This is a genomic window from Anaerolineales bacterium, assembly GCA_022866145.1.
GTDB lineage: Bacteria > Chloroflexota > Anaerolineae > Anaerolineales > E44-bin32 > PFL42.
This window is the reverse complement of record JALHUE010000074.1, coordinates 1-18472: the sequence shown is the minus strand read 5'-3', so window position 1 is coordinate 18472 and position 18472 is coordinate 1. Positions and strand designations below refer to the sequence as shown.

At 66.8% G+C, this 18472-nt stretch carries 20 protein-coding genes; 13 read left to right on the top strand and 7 right to left on the bottom strand.

Translation table 11 applies throughout. The annotated features are described in order from the left end of the window. Nucleotides 1-228: 228 nt before the first annotated feature. Both MUO23_02500 and pstB read right to left on the bottom strand, forming a co-directional pair. Nucleotides 229-384, bottom strand: a complete 156-nt coding sequence (locus MUO23_02500; GenBank protein ID MCJ7511823.1) for a hypothetical protein — start codon at nt 382-384, stop codon at nt 229-231. 139 nt (nt 385-523) lie between these two features. Beyond that, nucleotides 524-1309, bottom strand: coding sequence for a phosphate ABC transporter ATP-binding protein PstB (gene pstB, locus MUO23_02495; protein ID MCJ7511822.1), 786 nt, complete (start codon nt 1307-1309; stop codon nt 524-526). A gap of 113 nt (nt 1310-1422) precedes the next feature. On the opposite strand from pstB, the gene MUO23_02490 reads away from it, so the two are divergent. From MUO23_02490 to MUO23_02475, 4 genes are read left to right on the top strand one after another with little or no spacing between them, the layout of a single operon-like run. Then, nucleotides 1423-2313: a phosphate ABC transporter substrate-binding protein gene (locus MUO23_02490; protein MCJ7511821.1), complete on the top strand. Its 891-nt coding sequence runs from the start codon at nt 1423-1425 to the stop codon at nt 2311-2313. Beyond that, the gene (gene pstC, locus MUO23_02485) at nt 2314-3222 is read left to right on the top strand and encodes a phosphate ABC transporter permease subunit PstC (protein ID MCJ7511820.1); all 909 of its coding nucleotides are present in this window, start codon (nt 2314-2316) and stop codon (nt 3220-3222) included. It abuts the gene before it with no gap. Then, complete coding sequence (pstA, locus tag MUO23_02480; GenBank protein MCJ7511819.1) at nt 3219-4097, top strand: phosphate ABC transporter permease PstA; 879 nt, start codon at nt 3219-3221, stop codon at nt 4095-4097. The genes pstC and pstA overlap by 4 nt, the downstream gene beginning before the upstream one ends. Next, nucleotides 4091-4885, top strand: coding sequence for a phosphate ABC transporter ATP-binding protein (locus MUO23_02475; protein MCJ7511818.1), 795 nt, complete (start codon nt 4091-4093; stop codon nt 4883-4885). Before pstA ends, MUO23_02475 begins: the two co-directional genes overlap by 7 nt. Before the next feature lie 420 nt (nt 4886-5305). Here the strand turns inward: MUO23_02475 and MUO23_02470 are convergent, their stop codons facing one another. Further along, nucleotides 5306-6319 carry a hypothetical protein gene (locus MUO23_02470; GenBank protein ID MCJ7511817.1) on the bottom strand — a complete coding sequence of 338 codons (1014 nt, stop codon included), beginning with the start codon at nt 6317-6319 and terminating at the stop codon, nt 5306-5308. Between the two features lie 86 nt (nt 6320-6405). Between MUO23_02470 and MUO23_02465 the strand changes: the two genes are divergently transcribed. From MUO23_02465 to MUO23_02450, 4 genes are all read left to right on the top strand, one after another. Then, on the top strand, nt 6406-7704 hold the full coding sequence (locus MUO23_02465) for a PQQ-dependent sugar dehydrogenase (protein ID MCJ7511816.1): 1299 nt from the start codon (nt 6406-6408) through the stop codon (nt 7702-7704). Nucleotides 7705-7714: 10 nt separating this feature from the next. Continuing rightward, complete coding sequence (locus MUO23_02460; protein MCJ7511815.1) at nt 7715-8557, top strand: YwiC-like family protein; 843 nt, start codon at nt 7715-7717, stop codon at nt 8555-8557. 542 nt (nt 8558-9099) lie between these two features. Continuing rightward, nucleotides 9100-9738 carry a hypothetical protein gene (locus MUO23_02455; GenBank protein ID MCJ7511814.1) on the top strand — a complete coding sequence of 213 codons (639 nt, stop codon included), beginning with the start codon at nt 9100-9102 and terminating at the stop codon, nt 9736-9738. A 213-nt stretch (nt 9739-9951) separates the two neighbouring features. Next, on the top strand, nt 9952-10293 hold the full coding sequence (locus MUO23_02450) for a hypothetical protein (GenBank protein MCJ7511813.1): 342 nt from the start codon (nt 9952-9954) through the stop codon (nt 10291-10293). Between the two features lie 215 nt (nt 10294-10508). Here the strand turns inward: MUO23_02450 and MUO23_02445 are convergent, their stop codons facing one another. The 3 genes from MUO23_02445 to MUO23_02435 form a co-directional block, all read right to left on the bottom strand. Beyond that, the gene (locus MUO23_02445; GenBank protein ID MCJ7511812.1) at nt 10509-11150 is read right to left on the bottom strand and encodes a hypothetical protein; all 642 of its coding nucleotides are present in this window, start codon (nt 11148-11150) and stop codon (nt 10509-10511) included. 30 nt (nt 11151-11180) lie between these two features. Continuing rightward, the gene (locus tag MUO23_02440) at nt 11181-12134 is read right to left on the bottom strand and encodes a hypothetical protein (protein MCJ7511811.1); all 954 of its coding nucleotides are present in this window, start codon (nt 12132-12134) and stop codon (nt 11181-11183) included. 155 nt (nt 12135-12289) lie between these two features. Beyond that, nucleotides 12290-13129: a Gmad2 immunoglobulin-like domain-containing protein gene (locus MUO23_02435; protein MCJ7511810.1), complete on the bottom strand. Its 840-nt coding sequence runs from the start codon at nt 13127-13129 to the stop codon at nt 12290-12292. Between the two features lie 84 nt (nt 13130-13213). Here MUO23_02435 and MUO23_02430 point away from each other — a divergent pair, with 84 nt between their 5' ends. Then, nucleotides 13214-13693: a helix-turn-helix transcriptional regulator gene (locus MUO23_02430; GenBank protein ID MCJ7511809.1), complete on the top strand. Its 480-nt coding sequence runs from the start codon at nt 13214-13216 to the stop codon at nt 13691-13693. 122 nt (nt 13694-13815) lie between these two features. Here the strand turns inward: MUO23_02430 and MUO23_02425 are convergent, their stop codons facing one another. After that, complete coding sequence (locus MUO23_02425) at nt 13816-14478, bottom strand: DUF4013 domain-containing protein (GenBank protein MCJ7511808.1); 663 nt, start codon at nt 14476-14478, stop codon at nt 13816-13818. Here MUO23_02425 and MUO23_02420 point away from each other — a divergent pair. From MUO23_02420 to MUO23_02405, 4 genes are all read left to right on the top strand, one after another. Further along, nucleotides 14465-15301, top strand: a complete 837-nt coding sequence (locus MUO23_02420; protein MCJ7511807.1) for a HEAT repeat domain-containing protein — start codon at nt 14465-14467, stop codon at nt 15299-15301. The genes MUO23_02425 and MUO23_02420 overlap by 14 nt on opposite strands. A gap of 247 nt (nt 15302-15548) precedes the next feature. Then, the gene (locus tag MUO23_02415; GenBank protein ID MCJ7511806.1) at nt 15549-17255 is read left to right on the top strand and encodes an SDR family NAD(P)-dependent oxidoreductase; all 1707 of its coding nucleotides are present in this window, start codon (nt 15549-15551) and stop codon (nt 17253-17255) included. Between the two features lie 48 nt (nt 17256-17303). Further along, a complete protein-coding gene (locus tag MUO23_02410; protein ID MCJ7511805.1) occupies nt 17304-17891 on the top strand; it encodes a nitroreductase family deazaflavin-dependent oxidoreductase in 588 nt (195 codons plus the stop codon). Between the two features lie 58 nt (nt 17892-17949). Then, on the top strand, nt 17950-18258 hold the full coding sequence (locus tag MUO23_02405) for a hypothetical protein (protein ID MCJ7511804.1): 309 nt from the start codon (nt 17950-17952) through the stop codon (nt 18256-18258). The last annotated feature ends 214 nt before the right edge of the window (nt 18259-18472 follow it).

Here is an 18472-nt window from a genome sequence, read left to right as displayed (position 1 = left end):
CGACCTGGCGCGCCAGGTCGGGGTCGGCGGTCATGTGGGCGCGCAGCGCCTGCCGGGTCATGTCGCGGCACACCACTGCCATTCTAGGCAGATCGATCGGCTCCTTGACCGGCGGCTCATCGCCCATCCGGATCACTGTCCTGGCGATCCCGGCTGCGTGATCCGCCATGCGCTCCAGGTCGACCACGATGCTTGTGCCGGCGACGATGGCTCGCAGGTCGCCAGCTGCTAGGTGGCGATCGTCGCCAGGCAGAACTCCTCGATGCGGTAGCGCAGGTCGTTGATTCGGGCGTCGGCCGCCGCGACCTGACGGGCGAGGTCCAGATCGCGGTGGATTAGCGAGTCCATCGACTGCTCGATGGCCTGATCAAGCAAGCCGCCCATGCGAAGCAGACTCTCCCTCAGGGCTTACAGGTCGAAGTCAAGCGCTCGTCTCGGGCGGGTCTTGCTGGTCATCTTTCCCCCTCTGGCGTGGACCCCCGGGCAGGCGTCGCCAGCCTGACGGGACCACGCAACGGCCGCACTAGCCGAAACGGCCGGTGACGTAGTCCTCCGTGCGCTTGTCTTTGGGCCGAGTGAAGAGTATTCCTGCCTGACCGAACTCGATAATGGTGCCGGCGCGGGTCTCGTCCAGCATCATCATGGCGGTGAAATCCGAAACACGAGCTGCCTGCTGCATGTTGTGCGTGACGATGACGATGGCATATCTCTCGCTCATCTCGCGCATCAACTCCTCGATCTTCAGCGTGGCGATGGGATCGAGCGCTGAACAGGGCTCGTCCATCAGGATCACCTCTGGCTCCACGGCCAGGACTCGCGCAATACACAGCCGCTGCTGTTCCCCCAGCGAGAGCGTGAGCGCATTGGAGTCGAGGTTGTCCCTGACCTCCTCCCAGAGCGCGGCCCGCGCCAGGGACTGCTCGACCAGAGCTCGGAGCTCGCCACGTCCATGGGCCAGGCCCAGCACCCTTGGCCCGAAGGCCACGTTGTCGTAGATACTCTGTGGGAAAGGATTGGGCTTCTGGAAAACCATCCCAACACGACGGCGCAAGTCCGCCAGATCTCGCTGCGGGAAGCTGATGTCCTCGCCGTCGAGAAGGATGCGACCCGCCATGCGACTCTCAGGAATCGAGTCGTTCATTCGATTCAGGCAGCGGAGGAAGGTGGACTTGCCGCAACCGGAAGGTCCGATCAAGGCGGTGATCCGGCGATCCTCGATCCCGATCGAAAGGGATCGCAGCGCCTGCTTCGACCCATAGTAGAAGTCGAGGTCCTCGACTTCGATCTTCAGCCGCCGGTTGGCGTCCATGGCGGGGATTCTACTTGACACCAGCCCCAGATCACTTCGACCTGGACAGCGCGCCCGTGCGCTGCACGGGGACCATCGAGGGCGGCCGGCCACCCTGACGTATAATCCGGCCGATGCCTACCCACAGTGCCAAGCGACAGACCAGCCTCCTGGCCCTGGGCCTGCTTCTTGGATTCTGCGCCTGCGCACCTTCCCCATCGCCCACCAACCCGGTTCCTGCCGTCACCATCGTCAACAAGGGCTCTGACACCATGGTCAACCTGGCGCTGGCATGGGCCGAGGCTTACCACGCCGCGCGTCCAAGCGTCAACCTGTCCGTGACGGGAGGCGGGTCAGGCACAGGGATCGCCGCCTTGGTCAACCGGACCGTCGATCTGGCCAACGCCTCGCGGGCGATCAAGCCGGAAGAGCGAGCCGAGGCTGAGTCAAGAGGCGTGGATTCGATCGAGCACGTCGTAGCCCGCGACGCCATCGCCGTGATCGTTCATCGCGACAACCCGGTGCAACAGCTCACCCTGCAGCAGATCTCCGACATCTACTCCGGCAAGATCAACCGGTGGTCGGAGGTTGGTGGACTGGACAAGCCGATCGTACGTCTCTCGCGCGAAACCAATTCCGGCACCCATGTCTACTTTCTAGAGCAGGTGCTACGTCTGGGAAATCCGGACGACCGCACGCTCTTTGCGGCCGATACACTGCTTTTGCCTTCATCGGAAGGCATTACTACCGAGCTTGGCTACAACGAGAACGCCATTGGCTACGACGGCCTGGGGTACGTCACCGATGCCGTTCGCGTGCTTGCCATCGCACGATCTTCTCAAGGTCCATACACCCGTCCGTCGGCGGAGACGGTCAACAACGACACCTATCCGATCTCGCGCGACCTCTACATGTACTCGGCCGGCCAAGCGGAAGGGGAGATCCTCGCCTATCTGCAATGGATCCTCTCACCCGAGGGCCAGGCCATCGTAGCCGATCTGGGCTTCGTCCCCGTCGGAGGCTGAATGCGCACCCGGCGCTGGAGCCGATCGGCCTATCTCGAATTCGCGATCACGCAGACGATTCGGGTCGCTGGGTACTCCGCCGTTGTCTTCGTCTTTGCGATCTTCGCCTTTCTCCTTGCCGAAGGGGCTCCTGCGCTGCGCGAAGTCCCCCTCCGCGACCTGTTGGGGTCGCGCTGGTACCCAATCGAGGGATTCTACGGCCTCATCCCGATTCTGCTCGGAACCTTGCTGGTGACACTGGGCGCGGCGCTGATCGCCGTTCCCCTGGGGATCGCCACGGCGGTCTTCATCGCCGAGGTGGCGCCGCGTGGACTGCGCGAAACGCTCAAGCCGTTGGTGGAGATCCTGGCCGGCCTGCCTTCAGTGCTGCTCGGTTTCTTGGGGATCACGCTACTTGCCCCGCAACTGTACGCCTTCCTGGGGCTGTCGACCGGGTTGACGGCGTTCACGGGGGCGCTCTTGTTGGGATGGATTGCGATCCCGACCATTGTCAGCGTCGCTGAGGACTCCCTGGATGCCGTGCCTCGCACCTACCGCGAAGCTGCACTGGCGCTGGGAGCCACTCGCTGGCAGATCATCTGGCGGGTCACCCTTCCAGCGGCGCGCTCCGGCGTGCTGGTCGCCGTAATGCTCGGGATCGGCAGAGGGCTGGGCGAGACGATGGCCGTGATGATGGTCACAGGCAACGCCGCCGTCCTTCCCACAACTCTGGGATCCCTCTTCCGCCCCGTTCGAACCATGACGGCAACGATCGCTGCCGAGATGGGCGAGGTCGCCAACGGCAGTGTGCACTATCACACGCTGTTCCTGATCGGTATCGTGCTGTTCCTAATCTCCTGGCTCGTCAATCTCGCCGCTGCCAGCGTGGTCTTCCGCATCCGCACTCGCGCCGAGAGGGTCTTGTCGTGACGGCTACCCATGCTGCAACGCTCCGCTCGAGGCGGCGACACCGCACTCAGCAGGTGGGATTTGGCCTGCTGGCGGCCGCCACGCTGCTCACCGTCGTTCCGATCATCTTCATTGTGGGCCTGGTCCTCCTCCGAGGCCTGACGGCGATCAGCGGCGAGTTCCTCTTGACCTTCCCGACGGACGGCATGCGGGCCGGCGGGATCCTGCCTGCGATCGTTGGCACGTTCTGGCTGACCATCGGCACAGCCGTGGCGGCGGTGCCGGTCGGAATCGCCGCCGCCATCTATCTGGCGGAGTATGCCCCCGATAGTCGCTGGACACGCACCATCCGCGTCGCCATCATCAATCTGGCCGGCGTCCCATCCGTTGTCTACGGACTCTTCGGTCTCGGTCTCTTCGTGCTCTTCCTGCGCTTCGGGACCAGCATTCTGGCCGGATCCTTGACCCTCGCCATCATGACCCTTCCTGTGGTGATCTCCACCACGGAAGAGGCGCTGCGCGCCGTGCCAAGCAGTTTCCGAGTCGTGAGCATCTCGCTCGGGGGAACTCACTGGCAGACGGTGCGCCGCATCGTCCTGCCTCAGGCATTGTCCGGGATCATGACGGGTGTTGTCCTTGGGCTGGAGCGTGCCGTAGGCGAGACAGCCCCGATTCTCTTCACGGCCGCCGCCTTCTACCTCCCGACGCTGCCCACTTCCCCGCTCGATCCAACTATGGCCCTGCCATACCACCTGTTTGTCATCTCAACCCAGGTACCAGGCATGCCCATCGGTATTCAGTATGGCACCGCCGCAGTCCTGCTTATGTTTGTCCTCGCGATGAACCTCATCGCCACGGTGATCCGCTCCCGCTCCCGCGCCAAGCGACAATGGTAGACAAGTCCGGATCTCCCGCCACGACTGGAGCCGATCTTGCGATCAAGATCGTGATCGAGCACCTGAGCCTCACCTATTCAGACGGAAAGGAATCCCTGCGGGACATCAACCTTGCTCTGCCGGCTAACACCATCAACGTCCTCTTCGGCCCAGCCGGAGGCGGCAAGTCCAGCCTGCTTCGCTCCATCAACCGCCTCAACGACCTGACGGATGTTGTACATCAAAGCGGGCATGTCTGGCTCGATGGCATGGACGTGCTCGACCCCGCGGTGGATGTCATCGCCCTGCGCCGGCGCGTGGGGATGGTCTTCGCTCGGCCGGTTGCCCTTCCCATGAGCATTCGCCAGAACATGACCTATGGTCTTGAGTTGGCGGGACTTCGTCGACGGCAAGACGAAGTCGTGGAACACAGCCTGCGCGCCGCAGCGTTGTGGGATGAGGTCAAGGATCGTCTGGATGCGCCCGCCGCCTCGCTCTCTGGAGGCCAACAGCAGCGCCTTTGCCTGGCGCGGGTCCTCCCCCTCAAGCCGGAGGTCATCCTTCTCGACGAGCCTACCTCCGGGCTTGACCCCATTTCGACGGAGAAAGTCGAATCCTCCCTCCAGGACCTCAAGAACCATTACACCATTGTCCTTGTGCCCCATTCCGTCCAGCAGGCTGCCCGCATGGCCGACTTTGGAGCCTTCTTCCTGGCGGGTGAGTTGATCGAGTTCGCACCTGGCCGTGAACTCTTCGTCAAGCCCTCGGATCCCCGAACGGAGGGCTACATCCTCGGACGTTTCGGATAGGGGCTGAGGGCGAAGCCGCCGGGGGCCCACGCTCGCCGAGCGAGTTGACTTTCCTGGAGTGCACGCCAGCCCGAGTCAGGCCAGGAAACAGCTCAATCCTCAACGCCGGGAGGGAACCAGGACTCCCGGTTGGTCGGGGTAGTAGTGGACGGTCTCCCAGCCTGGATAGGCCTGCCTCAAGCGGAACCTTGCCAAAGTGCTAGCCCTTGAAGTCCACCCCGAACGGGACGACAAAGTAGTGAGGCTGAGCAGGCGAGGCCAGGGTCAGCTCAGCCTGGGCCATCACCTCGGCCGGCCACAGGTGGGCGAATTCGTCCTCGACATGCGGAGGGTTCTCGTAGACCCGGGAAGCGTCGAGCAGCGAAGCCGCCAGCGCCAGGCAGGCGGCCAGGTGGTCCGCCCAGGAGTCCTACGAGGAAGTCACGGCCGGCGGTTGGCGCCCAACTCTTCCAGCGCCCGCAGGGCGGCCGCATGCAGCCACCCGTTCGAGGCCAGCACACCGATGTTGGCGGTCAGCTCGCGCCCGCGGCCGAAGTCCAGCGGCTCGCCGCGCAGGTCGCTCACCTGTCCGCCCGCCTCCTCGACCACGATCGAGCCTGCCGCCTGATCCCAGACCTTCTCCCGGTAGTCGGGGCGGGCGGGCGAAAGCAGCCGGAAAAGCAGCTCGCCTTCCCCCTGGGCCAGACGGGCGTACTTGGCCTGGCTGTCCATGCGCACAGGAGGTGTCTCGCACCCCAGGCGGCGGGCCAGTTCGTCCAGCATCGACTCATCGGTGTGGCCCGCCTCGAAAGACCGCAGCAGCCTGGCCTTCTCGGGTCGCTTCTCGGCCGAGACCTGCAGCCGTTGCCAGCCGCCTGCGTCCAGGCCGGTGATCCATGATCCCTCGCCCCGAACTGCCAGCACCACGCTTCCGAGCCCGTCGGCCGGCGCTCCGGGATTCGTCAGCCGCGGGCAGCCCAGTCCGCCCAGGACAACTTGACTCCCGACGATCCTGGCCAGCGCCACCACATAGTGGTCGTTGCGCAGGAAGCCCTTGGTCCCATCCACCGGATCGAGCACCCAGTAGGCATGCTCGGCTGACCCGCGGCCGAGATCGATCCAGCGCCAGATCTCGTCGGCCATCGCCCCTGGCATCCATTGGCGGACGTATTCCCTCACCTGGGACGACATCACCGACGGCGCCGCGCGAAGTGCCTGGCTGTCTTCCTCGGCCACCAACCGGTCACCCGGGAACCTCGCTTCCAACATACCCCCCACCACCGCCTGCACGGCGTAGTCGGCGACGGTCACCGGGGAGCGGTCGGTTTTCGAGGTGGCAGGGACCGCGCACTCCTGCTGGACGCGTTGAGCCAACTGGGCGCCAGCGCGCAGCGCTTGCAGCGCGAACGCCGCCTGATCCTGATGGCTGTCGAAAGGTAGCTGGTCTCGAAACACGCGAGGGATCCTTGGGCTCGGAGGCAGCCCGGTCATCGAAATCCGACGATTACAATTGTAACCACGCACCCTGGAGACCCTCCCGAATGACTGGTGCCCGCTGGATTGGATTGATCACCATCGTCCTGGCTCTGGCCGCCTGCGGCGGAGGCCGGTCTCAGGCGGTGCAGACCGCGGCCGTACAAACCGTATCCGCGGTCATGACCGCCACCGGCGCCTCACCGGCGGCCGCACCTCCGGAGGCATCGCCGACTGCAGCTCCGAGCACACCCCCGGCGCCGATCCCCACGCCCACAGTCGAACCGGCCCCTCGGGTCCCGGCCCTGCCCGACCCCGAGAGATATGTCTGGACCCAGGTGGTGGAGGGACTCGAGCGCCCGCTGGACCTGCAGCACGGCGGGGACGACCGGTTGTTTGTCGTGGAACAGGCCGGGCGCATCTGGGCGTATGAGAATGGCGAGCGACTTGAGGGGCCGTTTCTCGAGCTCCGCAACCAGGTGGGGTCAGAAGGAAATGAGCAAGGCCTGCTCGGCCTGGCCTTTCACCCGCGCTTCGCCGAGAACGGCTGGTTCTTTGTCAACTATACCGATCGCTCCGGCGACACGGTCGTTGCGCGCTTCGGCCAGTCCCCCGAGACCGGTGGCGCCGATTCGTCCAGCGAGCGTCGGCTGCTGGTGATCGACCAGCCGTATGCTAACCACAACGGCGGTGGGCTGGCGTTCGGCTCGGACGGATACCTGTACATCGGCACCGGCGACGGCGGCTCGGGCGGAGATCCGCTCGGAAACGGCCAATCGCTCAACACACTGCTGGGCAAGATCCTGCGCCTGGACGTTGATGGCGGCGAAGGGTATGCCATCCCCCCCGACAACCCGTTCGCCGGCAGCGCGGAGGTGCCCCAGGAGATCTGGGCCTCCGGTCTGCGCAATCCTTGGCGCTTCGCCTTCGACCCTCTCACGGCCGATCTGTACATCGCCGATGTCGGTCAGGGCGACTGGGAGGAGGTCAACTGGCACTCCGGCGGCTCACCGGGGGGCGAGAACTACGGCTGGAACCTGCGCGAGGGGATGCATCCGTTCTCCGGCGATGCCGCCCCAGGCCTGGTCGATCCTGTGGCCGAGTATGGCCACGACCAGGGCTGCTCGGTGACTGGCGGCGTTGTGGTGCGCGATCCTGAGCTGCCAGCGTGGCAAGGGGTCTACCTGTACGGGGACTACTGCAGTGGCCGCGTGTGGGGCCTGTTGGCGACCCAGGCTTCGGGCTGGGAAAGCCGTTTGCTCTTCGACACGGACTTCAATATCACCGCCTTCGGCCAGGACGCCGCCGGGCGGGTGTATCTCATCGACCAGCGCGGTGGCGTCTACCGCCTGGTGACGGCACCTTGATCTCCAGTCAATGACCGGAGGTCCGGATCGCGGACAGGTGTTCCGCAAGCACTACGCCCTGCCGAGTGAGCATGGATCGTGGATCTGGTGGATCGGTCCGTTCTTGATCGGCACAGCCGCCGCCGGCGCTCTCCAGCAGGGGCTGCTGCTCCTGTTCGTCACGGCCTTCGCCGCCTTCCTCTCCCGCCAACCGATCACCCTGCTGGTGAAGGTCGCCAGCCGGCGACGGCCGGAAAGCGATCGGGCCCCCGCCTGGTTCTGGACGGCGGTCTACGGCTCGGTTGTCGCCCTGGGACTCGCCGGGCTGGTCCGCCTGGGATTCGGCGGGCTTCTCCTCCTGCTGGCCATACCGGCGACCATCGTCTTCGTCTGGCATCTGTGGCTGGTCAGCCGCCGCGAGGAACGCGGCCAGATGGGGATCGAGCTGGTAGGCGCCGGCGTTCTGGCGCTGACTGCGCCCGCGGCCTACTGGGTCTCCGGTGGCGTCGACGGTCGCACGCCGTGGCTGTTGTGGCTGCTTTGCTGGCTGCAATCGGCCGCCTCGATTGTCCTGGTCTATCTGCGCCTTGACCAGCGCCGCTGGCCTGCCGTGCCTCCGCCGGCCGAATGCTGGCGTGCCGGCCGGCGAGCGCTGGCCTATCACCTGTTCAACGTGCTGGCGGCTGTGCTGCTGGTGGCGTGGCGCGTCGTGCCGGGCTTGGTGCCGGTGGCATTCGCTATTATGCTGGCGGACGCCGTCGATGGCATTCTCCGACCGGGTGTCGGCGCACGCCCAACCACCATCGGGCTGCGGCAGCTCGGCGCCAGCCTGCTCTTCGTCATTCTGGTCGCCGCAGCCTATCTGCTGGCTTGAGCCTGCGCTGGCAGGGTAGACACAATCCGATTGTGGCGCTCCACCCCAACCCATCTCTCTGTGGTGAGCTGGATCCACGGGCCCTTGAATCCCGCCGGGGTACAGGATGACATCCCCAGGCAGTGGGATAAGCGAGGCTCCCTCACGGCCTGGAGCTTCCACTGCGCGCGTAACCGCCCGTAGCGCAGCGGTCGGTGAGCACCCGGTAGCGGAGGGGATCGGAGGGCTGCTCACCTGCACCTGCGGCGCAGGTGTCGCGAGGGGCCTGGAGGGGCCGTCTCGCCCTCCTGGCAGGATACCCCGATCGGGCCACAACAACCGGCCGTCTGGTCGCTCAGGCTCGCCGCGCAACCCGAGCGCGCCGCGCGCCTCACGGCCGAAGAGATTGAGCTCGGTCCCTTCCAGGCCGCGGTGTTCGTCCGGCTCGGCTGACGCGCAACGGGTGATCATCGAGGCAACTCCGGTCGTTTGCCCCAGCGCGTCAGGGCTCCTATACTCACAGCGTCCGGCGCAGGTCGTCCCTGCATCTCGGAGGTCTATCTATGGCAACCAGACCGCCCCTGCTCTGCTTGTTCGCCCTGTCCCTTCTCCTCTCCGCCTGCAACCGGCCGCTCGTGACGGCGGATCCCCCGCTTCCCACCTCAAAGCCCATTGATACTGGGCCCCTGGACGCCAAGGCGACGCTGACCATCGTCCGCACGGCCAGCTTCGTGATCGGGTCGATGACCATCACCGGCGCCGTCCCGTTGCTCTTCGGCACCAATGAGGACGAACAGCCTGGCTCGATCCAGGTGTTCGGAACCGGCGCGGGGACCGCATCGCTCGATTCAGGGGCGCAAGGCACCGGCCTTCGGGGGGGAACGATCGGTTACGACATCACCGCCGAGTGGCCCGCGGAGTATGAGGCGGAAGGCTGGCTCGTCGTAGGGGCTGACGGCTGCAAGCTCACGATGGACATCACGGAGGCCCTGCTGCTGTCCCGTGTGGTGATGCTGAATGTCGGGGGGATCGAGATGCCGGTGTCAGGGGAGGATACGTTCACCTCCTTCCCCAAGCTTGAGTTCACTGATCAGTTCGACCCCGAGCCTCGCACGGGCGGAGGGGCCATGAGCACTTTCACGCTGGACGACGTGTGCATGCCCGCCTGGGTAGGGTGCGCAAACTGGAAACCGTGCTCGTGATCCAGTCTCCCTGATCATCAAACCGCGCGGCGCATCCGGATTCCCGGATGCGCCGCCGTGTCGCCGGTTGAAGCCTGCCCCCATCGGCAGCGCCATACTTCCTCTGTGCCCCGCGCGTCCGCCTTTGCCACGTATCCCACCACAGCCCCGGCCATGGCCTGGCTTGCCCTTCAGCGCCGCCCGCGCTCGTTCCGCCGCGATTCCCACTGAGTGGTGAGCCGCCTTTCGCCACCGCTGCGCGTCGATGGCCCGATCCCGGATGTCACGCGCGGCTCGTGGCTGGTCGGCGTCACCCACTTCACCCGCCCCGGCTTTCGCGCCTGGTGGTTCTCGATGGCGCTTTCCGCCGCGCTGCCGCGCGAGATCTGCTGGATCACCACCAGCGCGCTGACCTTCCCCGACCGGCTTCGTGTATCGACGTTCACGCCAGCCAGCCGCTGGTTCCTGCGTCACGTCGCCAGCTTGTACGGCTTCATCCCGATACCGGCGATGCCGCCCAGTCCGTCCGAGGTTGAAGCGCGGGCCGCAGCGGTCGGTGAGCACCCCGTAGCGTAGCGGAGGGGATCGGAGGGCTGCTCACCTGCACCTGCGGCGCAGGTGTCGCGAGGGGCCTGGAGGGGCCGTCTCGCCCTCCTGGCAGGATACCCCGATCGGGCCACAACAACCGGCCGGCCGCTCGCCTCGCTGGCTGGGTCCTGCAGGGCGCCGGCCCCGACGGGGGACCTGCAGCCTGGGCGGGGTGAAGTGGAAGGGGGACCTTGCCCAAGCTGCTATGGCCGAGCCGTGCGAACGCGACGCGGTACGTAGCGCGGCGTCTGACGGAAGTACTCGGCCAGTCCAGGATATCGCCGGCGCAGCTCCCAATCGGCCATCTCCGCCAGGATCAACGCCGTCGGCAGCCAAAGCACGAACCAGACCCACAGCGGAAGGCTCTCGGCAAGAATGGTCAGCCCCAAGGCGAGCAGGATCAGACCGACCAGCCCCGGGCGGCGCAGCCGCCGGTAGGGCAAATGCTCCACTAGCGCCGGCAGCGGCGCCGTCAGCAGCCCCAGGCGGGCGCGTTCGCGCAGCACCCACACCGTAAGCCAACCCCCAGCCGCCAGCGCCACCAGCCCTGCCAGAAGCTGGGGCAGGGAGACGTTGGTTTCACCCGCCTCCGGCCCGATCAGCCCGTAGGTGCCGAACGAGGTGACCACGCCGGGCGAGCCGGGGCCGATGCGCAGGCTGTAGGCCCAGAGCAGCGACCATGCGTTGACCGCAAGGCTGAGCAGCCACAGCAGGCTGCCGGCCTGTGCCGCCCAGCGTCCGACACCGGGCGCAGCGCGGCGGAGCAGCACAGCACTCGCCGCGGCGGCGAGCGAGGCGAGCAGCGCCAGCACGAAGGGGAAGTCAGCGATCAGCCGGGCGAGCATAGAGTTCGTCCCATCCGCCTCACCGGTTGGCTACCGCAGCAGCAGGTAGGCGACAACGCCGATCCCGGCCACACCCAGCATGGCCGTGGCCGTCAGCCCGGCCGAGAGCAGAGCGACGGCCCACATCGAACGCGGCGGAGCGCCCTCGAGCCTGTCCGCCGGCACAGCCGGGCCGTCGATCACGAGGACGCCCGGCCGGGACGGGCGCCCAAGGTACAGCGATGCCAGAGCGATGACAGCAAACAGCAGGAAGGGCGCGAAGAACAGCACCAAGCGGATGAAGGCCTCGCTGCCCAGTGTGGCCATCAGCGTCTCGAACCGGCTGGGCGCGCCGTAGTACAGGACAAGCGCACCCAACGAGAACAGCAGCAGCGGGATGGTAGGGATCAACAGCAGGCGGACCGACCACACGGCGGCGCTCCAGGGGGTGCCTGGCTCGCCGCGCCCCGGCGCCTGGCCAGGGCGCCGCGCCGCCAGCGAGGCCAGCACCACCAGCGCCGCCGAGAACACGAAGGGCGCCAGCCGGATCATCGTTCGGAGGTAGCGGTCGCCCGGAAGCGGCTCGATCAGCAGCCCGAACCTTCCGGGCGCGACGAAGGAGAGCAGCAACAACGCCACCGAGAGCAGCAGGGCCGTCATTGTGCCGGCGACCATCGCCGGCAGCAATCGCGGCTTGGGGGCGGGACGAGCCGGCGCAGGCCGCGCCGCCGGGATGGGCGCCGGCCGAGGCGGCTCGAGGGCGTACAGCAGGGCCATGACCACAATGGCGAACAGCGTCGCCGGCGCGAAGAACAGCGCCAGGCGCAGGAACTGGTCGCCGGGGAGCAGCGCCAGGACCCGGTCCAGCCGGCCGGGGGAAGCGTAGAAGAGCGCCAGGGCGGCTACCGAAAGGCAGAGCAGCGGCACGGCCGGAATCAGGACGGCGCCGGCCAGCAGGCGCGTGCTCCGGGCTGCGTCTTGCGGGTTGGAGGCGGGGTGACGCATGTTGTCCATGCCTCGGGCGGGCCGGGTCCTCCGCCCTATCCCATCCTACCGCCGCCAAGCGGTATTGGTTGCGCGCTGTCTGTGCATCGGGGTCTCCGGCTGGGTTTTCGGGTGGCTGTTGGGCGGCGAGCAGGCTGGAGGGGCTCACGGCGCGCCTAAGGCCGGAGTTCGATCTCCACGCTGGCCTGGTGTACGTCCCCTCCGAAGGCCGGGCTGATGTCATGCACAATGATACGCCCAGGCCCGGCCGTGGTCACGGTGTAGGGGACGTTGGCCTCGAAGACAGCCGCCACGCCGTACTCGACCCCCTGCATGATCACGGCCTGTGCGCCCAGACGGTTGCCCTCGGCGTCGAGGACCTCCACCAGTAGCGTTTGTTCGAACCCGGCGATTCCGATACCTTCCACCCGTGCCACCCCGCCCGAGATCACGGCGCCTGCCTGGGGTTCGAAGATGGCGATCTGTTCCGGCCGCCTCGCTTGATCGGTGATCTGCGCCGGCCCGAACGGCGTCAGCAGCACCGGCACCGAAGCCAGGTGCAGCGTCCCGCCATCGCCAGGGCTCCGCTGAAATACCTGGAGTACCGCATTGCGCTCGCTCGAGATTACAAAGGCGACCTCGGTGCTGAACGGGCCTCGCTGTCCAAGCCCGGCTTCGATCATGACCGGTTGCAGCGCGAGCTCGGTGCCATCGTCCAGCACCAACCGGACCACCAGCGTTTGCTCGAAGGCCGGGTCGGCGATCCCAGAGACCCGCACCGGGCTGGTGGCGCGGGAGGCAAGGCCGGGCTCGAGGATCAGGATGGCCTCCTCCGGCAGATCCGGCGTCGGAGGCGGTGGGGCGGTCGGAGTGCTGCCCGGCTGCAGCGTGGCCGTTGGCAGCACCGGCGTGGCCGCTGCGACGGGCGTCTCACTTGGCAGGACCAGGCTGACGCTGGGCGGCGTACACGCCGCCAGGGTTAACGCCAGGCTTCCAACGAGTGCAAGTCTGGTCATCGCTCCCCACCTCCCGGCCGGGCGAGTGTAACCCTGCCCCAGTCGTTTGACATTAGAACAAATGTGCTATATCATGGGGATGCCATGCTCACCCGCCGCCCTGCGCCTGTCCGGCCCGCCCCTGCCCTCGATAGGCAGGCGGCAGTCGACCCGGTATCGATCGAAGTCGCCGCCGACCTGTGTTCACAGCTGCGCACGCTGGCATTCGCCCAGGGCCAATCCCCGGAGGCGCTGGCCCAGCGCCTGCTGGCGCGCGGCTTGGAGCAGGAAGCGCGGCGCTCGCGCGCCGAGCGCACTCTGGCCAGGCTGACGCCGCGCCAGCAGGAAGTCGCCTGGCTGGCAGCCGGCGGCAGCACCAACCGCCAGATCGCCGAGGCCCTGGTCATCTCCACCGAGACCGTCAAGACGCATATCGGCAACGTGCTGGAACGGCTCGGCCTGCGCAGCAAAGCCGAGCTACGCCTGCTGCTGCTCGACCTGGACCTGCCGTGGAAGCCAGCCCGGCAAAGCACTCCTGCCGCTCAAGGCCCATTCCGCCCGCCGCTGCGTGCGGCCGCACCCTGACCCCACCACCCGCGTCGCGCTGCTGCCCGGCGGGAGCAGATCCGAATCGCAAACCTCGGGAGAGATCCTGGCATTGCCTCACCAGCGAGGGGAGTGCCAAGGGGTAAAGAGCGACGCAGACGCTACGCCACCAATGGTGGGAGTGGCGCTTGCAGCCCGACCTTGTAGGCCTGGCCGTACAGGTGCCCCTGGACAGCCACGGCATACGCCGTCGTGAAGGCCCCGCCGACCAGGCAGAACACCAGCCCCAGCGAGGCGACCAACGAGGCCACAAAGGCGCCCAGCAGCGCCAGTACGTGCGCCGCCGGCGCGTTGCGGATATGGCGCCACAACCGGCGCAGATGGAAGGCGTCGGCCAGGCGGTCGCTGTCAGCCAGCACGCCGACCGCCGCCACCAGGAAGTACATCAGCACCACAAAGTAGACCAGGAACACCATCCCCAGGCAGGTGCTCAGGCACAACAAGAGGAAACTCGGTTCAGACGATGACTGCATCGTCCCCGCCAGCAGCGAGAGCGCCAGGCTGACCAGGAATACCGGCAGCAAATACACCAGGCTGACCACCAAGTACTTCAGGCCCAGGACCAGCGCCTCGACGAACGGCTCGAAGCCCACCAGCGGCTCTGGCTGCCCGCGGATCACTCGCCGAGCGATCAGGATCAACCAGCCGGTAGCGAACACCGCCCCGATGATCGGAATCAAAAGAATCAGCCCAACGACAACCAGCTTCACGAGCCAGCGCTGGTCCCGGAAGGGGAAGGTGAACGCTTGGGTGAAGTCCATCATCGCCGCCTCCGCCTCGAACCCCCGTGCGTCGCCATCTTACCATCTAGGCCGCCGCGGCTCTGGTACACTGCGCCGCGTGCGCAAGATCGACGATTACCGCCACGCGCTGCGCCGGAGGCGAGACTGGGATGCGCACCTGCGCGCCCACAGCGGACTGCCCGGGCCCCGGGGCAACCTGGAACTCGCGGCTGCAGCCGCCGCCGAAGGCGACCGCCGGCGCTTCGACCGCTACCTGGCGCTCACGCCGGATCAGGCGCCGGAAAACACCCCCGAGGTATTCCTGGTCGTGTGCGGCCTGCTCGGCTATGGCCGGTTGCTGGCCGAAGGCAATCTCAGCCTGCTGCCCAGGCTGCGTCATCTCGCCAACGACCCGCGCTGGCGCGTGCGCGAGGCTGTCGCCATGGCCCTGCAGTCGTGGGGGGATGCCGACATACTCGCTCTGCTGGGCGAGATGCGCGCCTGGAGCCAAGGATCGCTGCTCGAACAACGAGCGGCGCTGGCCGCCGTGAGCGAACCCCGCCTGCTCACCAACCGCCGCACCACCGCCGCCGTTCTCTCCTTGCTTGACCGCATTACACGACACCTGCACAAGGAACGCGACCGCCGCTCCGAGCCCTTTCGAGTGCTGCGTCAGACGCTAGGCTACGCCTGGAGCATTGCCGTCGCCGCCGACCTTGAACACGGCCGTCCCCGTTTCGAACGCTGGGTCTTGAGCGACGATCCCGACCTACGCTGGGTGGCGCGCCAGAACCTGACCAAGAATCGGCTGCGCCGCTCCGATCCGGCATGGACCCGGCGCCTTCTCGCCGGTCTCGAGCGCTGAGGGCGACCCCCCGACTGGCCTCCTCCGCTTCGGATCTGCGCCGCCATCGAGGATGCTGGCCATGTCCCAGAAGACCTTGGCCGAGAAGATATACCTGCGTCAGGGATGCCGCCCCCTTCTTCTCGCCGCTGGACGCGGATCTCAATCGCGCGGTCATCCTGGCCTATGCCCCGACCCTCGGCTTGCAGCCGGTGGCCCAGGTGGCTGTGGTTTCGGATGGGTCGGCCGTTCGTCTCAAGGTGGTCGGATGAAGCCGGCCTCCCGCTTGGCCCTGGTCACGAGCGGCAATCGCGGCCTCGGACTGGGGACCTGTCGCCAGCTGGCAGCCCGTGGCCTGAACGGCATCCTGACCAGCCGCGATCCAGCAAGAGGCCGGGCGGCCGTGGATGACCTCTCGGGCGAGGGCCTCACCCTGGTCCACCGAACACTCGACGTCACGCATCCCGACGATATCGAAGCAACGGTCGAATTCGTTCAGTCCTCCTGCGGAAGGCTGGATGTGCTGGTCAACAACGCCGGGATCTACCTGGGCGAGGACGCTGGCGTCCTCGATCTCTCCCTGGCGGACTTCCGCCAGACGATGGAAACCAACTTCTACGGACCCCTCCTGCTCTGCCGATCGTTCGCACCCTTGATGCGGCGGCAGGGGGATGGTCGGATCGTAAGCGTCTCATCCGGCTACGGGGCTTTGAGCGAAATGGGTGGTCCCGAGGCCCCGCCCACCCCGACCGAGGGCGCCGACACCACCGTCTGGCTGGCGACCCTTCCGCCCAGCGGGCCCAGCGGCGGATTCTTCCGCGATCGCAGGCGCATCGCTTGGCAGCCGGCCCTTGACCCGCTCACCAGCCAGCGCCCCTCTTGTCACCAACCCCTTCCTTCCGTACACTCGCGGGCCGATCGAGGAGGCATTCCGATGCGGTACAAGCTGCTAGGACGAAGCGGATTGCGGGTATCAGAACTTTGCCTAGGGACGATGACCTTTGGCGAGGCCTGGGGATGGGGCGCCGGCAAAGACGAGTCGCAAAGGATCTTCGATAGCTACGCCTCCGCCGGGGGAAACTTCATCGACACGGCCAACCGCTACACCGATGGGCAGAGCGAGAGCTACGTCGGCGAGTTTATTGCCTCCGACCGAGACCATTTCGTCCTGGCCACCAAGTTCACCTTGTTCGATCGCAAGGGGGACCCCAACTTCTCCGGCAACCACCGCAAGAACCTGGTGCGCTCTGTTGAGGCCAGCCTGCGCCGCTTGAACACCGATCGGATCGACCTGCTGTGGATGCACGCCTGGGATGGCCTGACCCCGGTGGAAGAGGTGATGCGCTCACTGGATGACCTGGTGCGCACCGGCAAGGTGCTGTACGTGGGAGTCTCCGACACCCCAGCCTGGGTGGTCTCGCAGGCCAACACCCTGGCCGCCCTGCGCGGCTGGACGCCGTTCGCCGCGCTTCAGATCTCGTACAGCCTGATCGAGCGCACGCCCGAACGCGACCTGCTGCCGATGGCGCGTGCCCTCGACCTGGCGGTCACCCCCTGGGCGATTCTCGGCAGGGGAATCCTGAGCGGGAAGTACGCCAACGCCGGATTGGCGGCGCAGACCGGGCGGGCGGCGCAGTGGGGGATCCTGCACGCTCGATCCCTGCAGATCGCGGCGGCCGTGACCGAGATCGCCCAGGCTCTCGGCTGCAGCCCGGCGCAGGTTGCCATCAATTGGCTGCGCCAGCAGCCGGGCGTGATTGTGCCCATCCTCGGGGCACGCACGCTGGACCAGCTGCGCGACAATCTTGCCTGTCTGGAGCATTCGCTGCCCCCGGAGCAGGCCGCTAGGCTGGATGAGACCAGCCGGATCGAACTCGGTTTCCCGCACGAGTTCCTGGCATCCGACGGTGTCCGGGACGTCGTCTTCGGCGGAACATTCGAGCAGATCGACCGGCATCGCCCGCCGGGTGCCTGACGTTTTCCCGGCACGGGCGGCGATGGACCGGCCCCCCTGGAGGCTTGCATGTCGACAACGATCTCCCCTCGCGACCAGCAACTGCGCCATGCCTTCCGCTGGCTGAACCGCTACATGCTGCTGCACTGGCGCCTCGGCCTGGGGCCGTACGCTAACCGGCGAGAGATCAGCGGCCAGATCATGCTGCTGGTGCATGTTGGCCGCAAGACCGGGCGCATCCGCCGCACGCCGGTCAACTACGCCATCGTCGAGGGCGATGTCTACTGCCTTTCCGGGTTCGGCCCGGGCGCCGACTGGTACCGCAACCTGCAGGCCAATCCGCAGGTGGAAATCTGGCTGCCGCACGGTTGGTGGGCCGGTACCACCGAAGATATCTCTGACACTCCCGAACGCCTGCCCCTGCTGCGGCAGGTGTTGATCGCCAGCGGGTTCGCCGCCCGCCTCGCCGGGCTCGATCCGGTCAAAATGACCGACGAGAATCTGGATGCAGCCACCCGGCCCTACCGCCTGGTCCGCATTCGTCGCACCCATGCCCTGACGGGGCCGGGCGGCCCGGGAGACCTGGCCTGGGTGTGGCCGGCCGCCACGGCCGTGCTCCTCGGGCTGTTGCTTCTGCCGCGACGCCACCGGCGCTGAGCGACTCGCCCTCACCGGCACCCCCACCCGGGGCGGCCAGACACGCCGCAGATCATGATTGCTCCTTACCCTGCGTAAGGAAGAATCCAGCCGCCTGGCGGAGGTGCGTCAGGTGTACTGCGCCGGGCTGAAGCCCAAGGAGATCCATCGCCTCACCCGGAAAGTGATGCTAAAGATCGGCCTGGACCTGGCCGACCAGCGATCGAAAAGCGTGAGCGAGTACATGGGCAGGATCAACTTCACCTGGTTGATCACCGTCTGCGCCGACGCCGAGGAGAAGTGCCCCAGAACGTTTCCCGGCATCAGCCACCACACCCACTGCCCGGTCGACGACCCGGCGACAGTCGAGGGGACAGCGGAGGTCTAGCTTGCCGCCTTCCGTCGCGCCCGGGATGATCTCGACCAGCGGATCCGATCCTGGCTCGCCGATCAAGCTGCGGCACTCGATCCCTCGAGCTGACCGCTGGCAGGCTCGGACTGCCTTCACGGTCAGTTGTCCCAATTCAAGACTTGAGCCTATCGCTCGCCCTGATAGGTTGGATGCCCATGGGAAGGTTCTTTGCGGAGTTGCTCGGTACGTT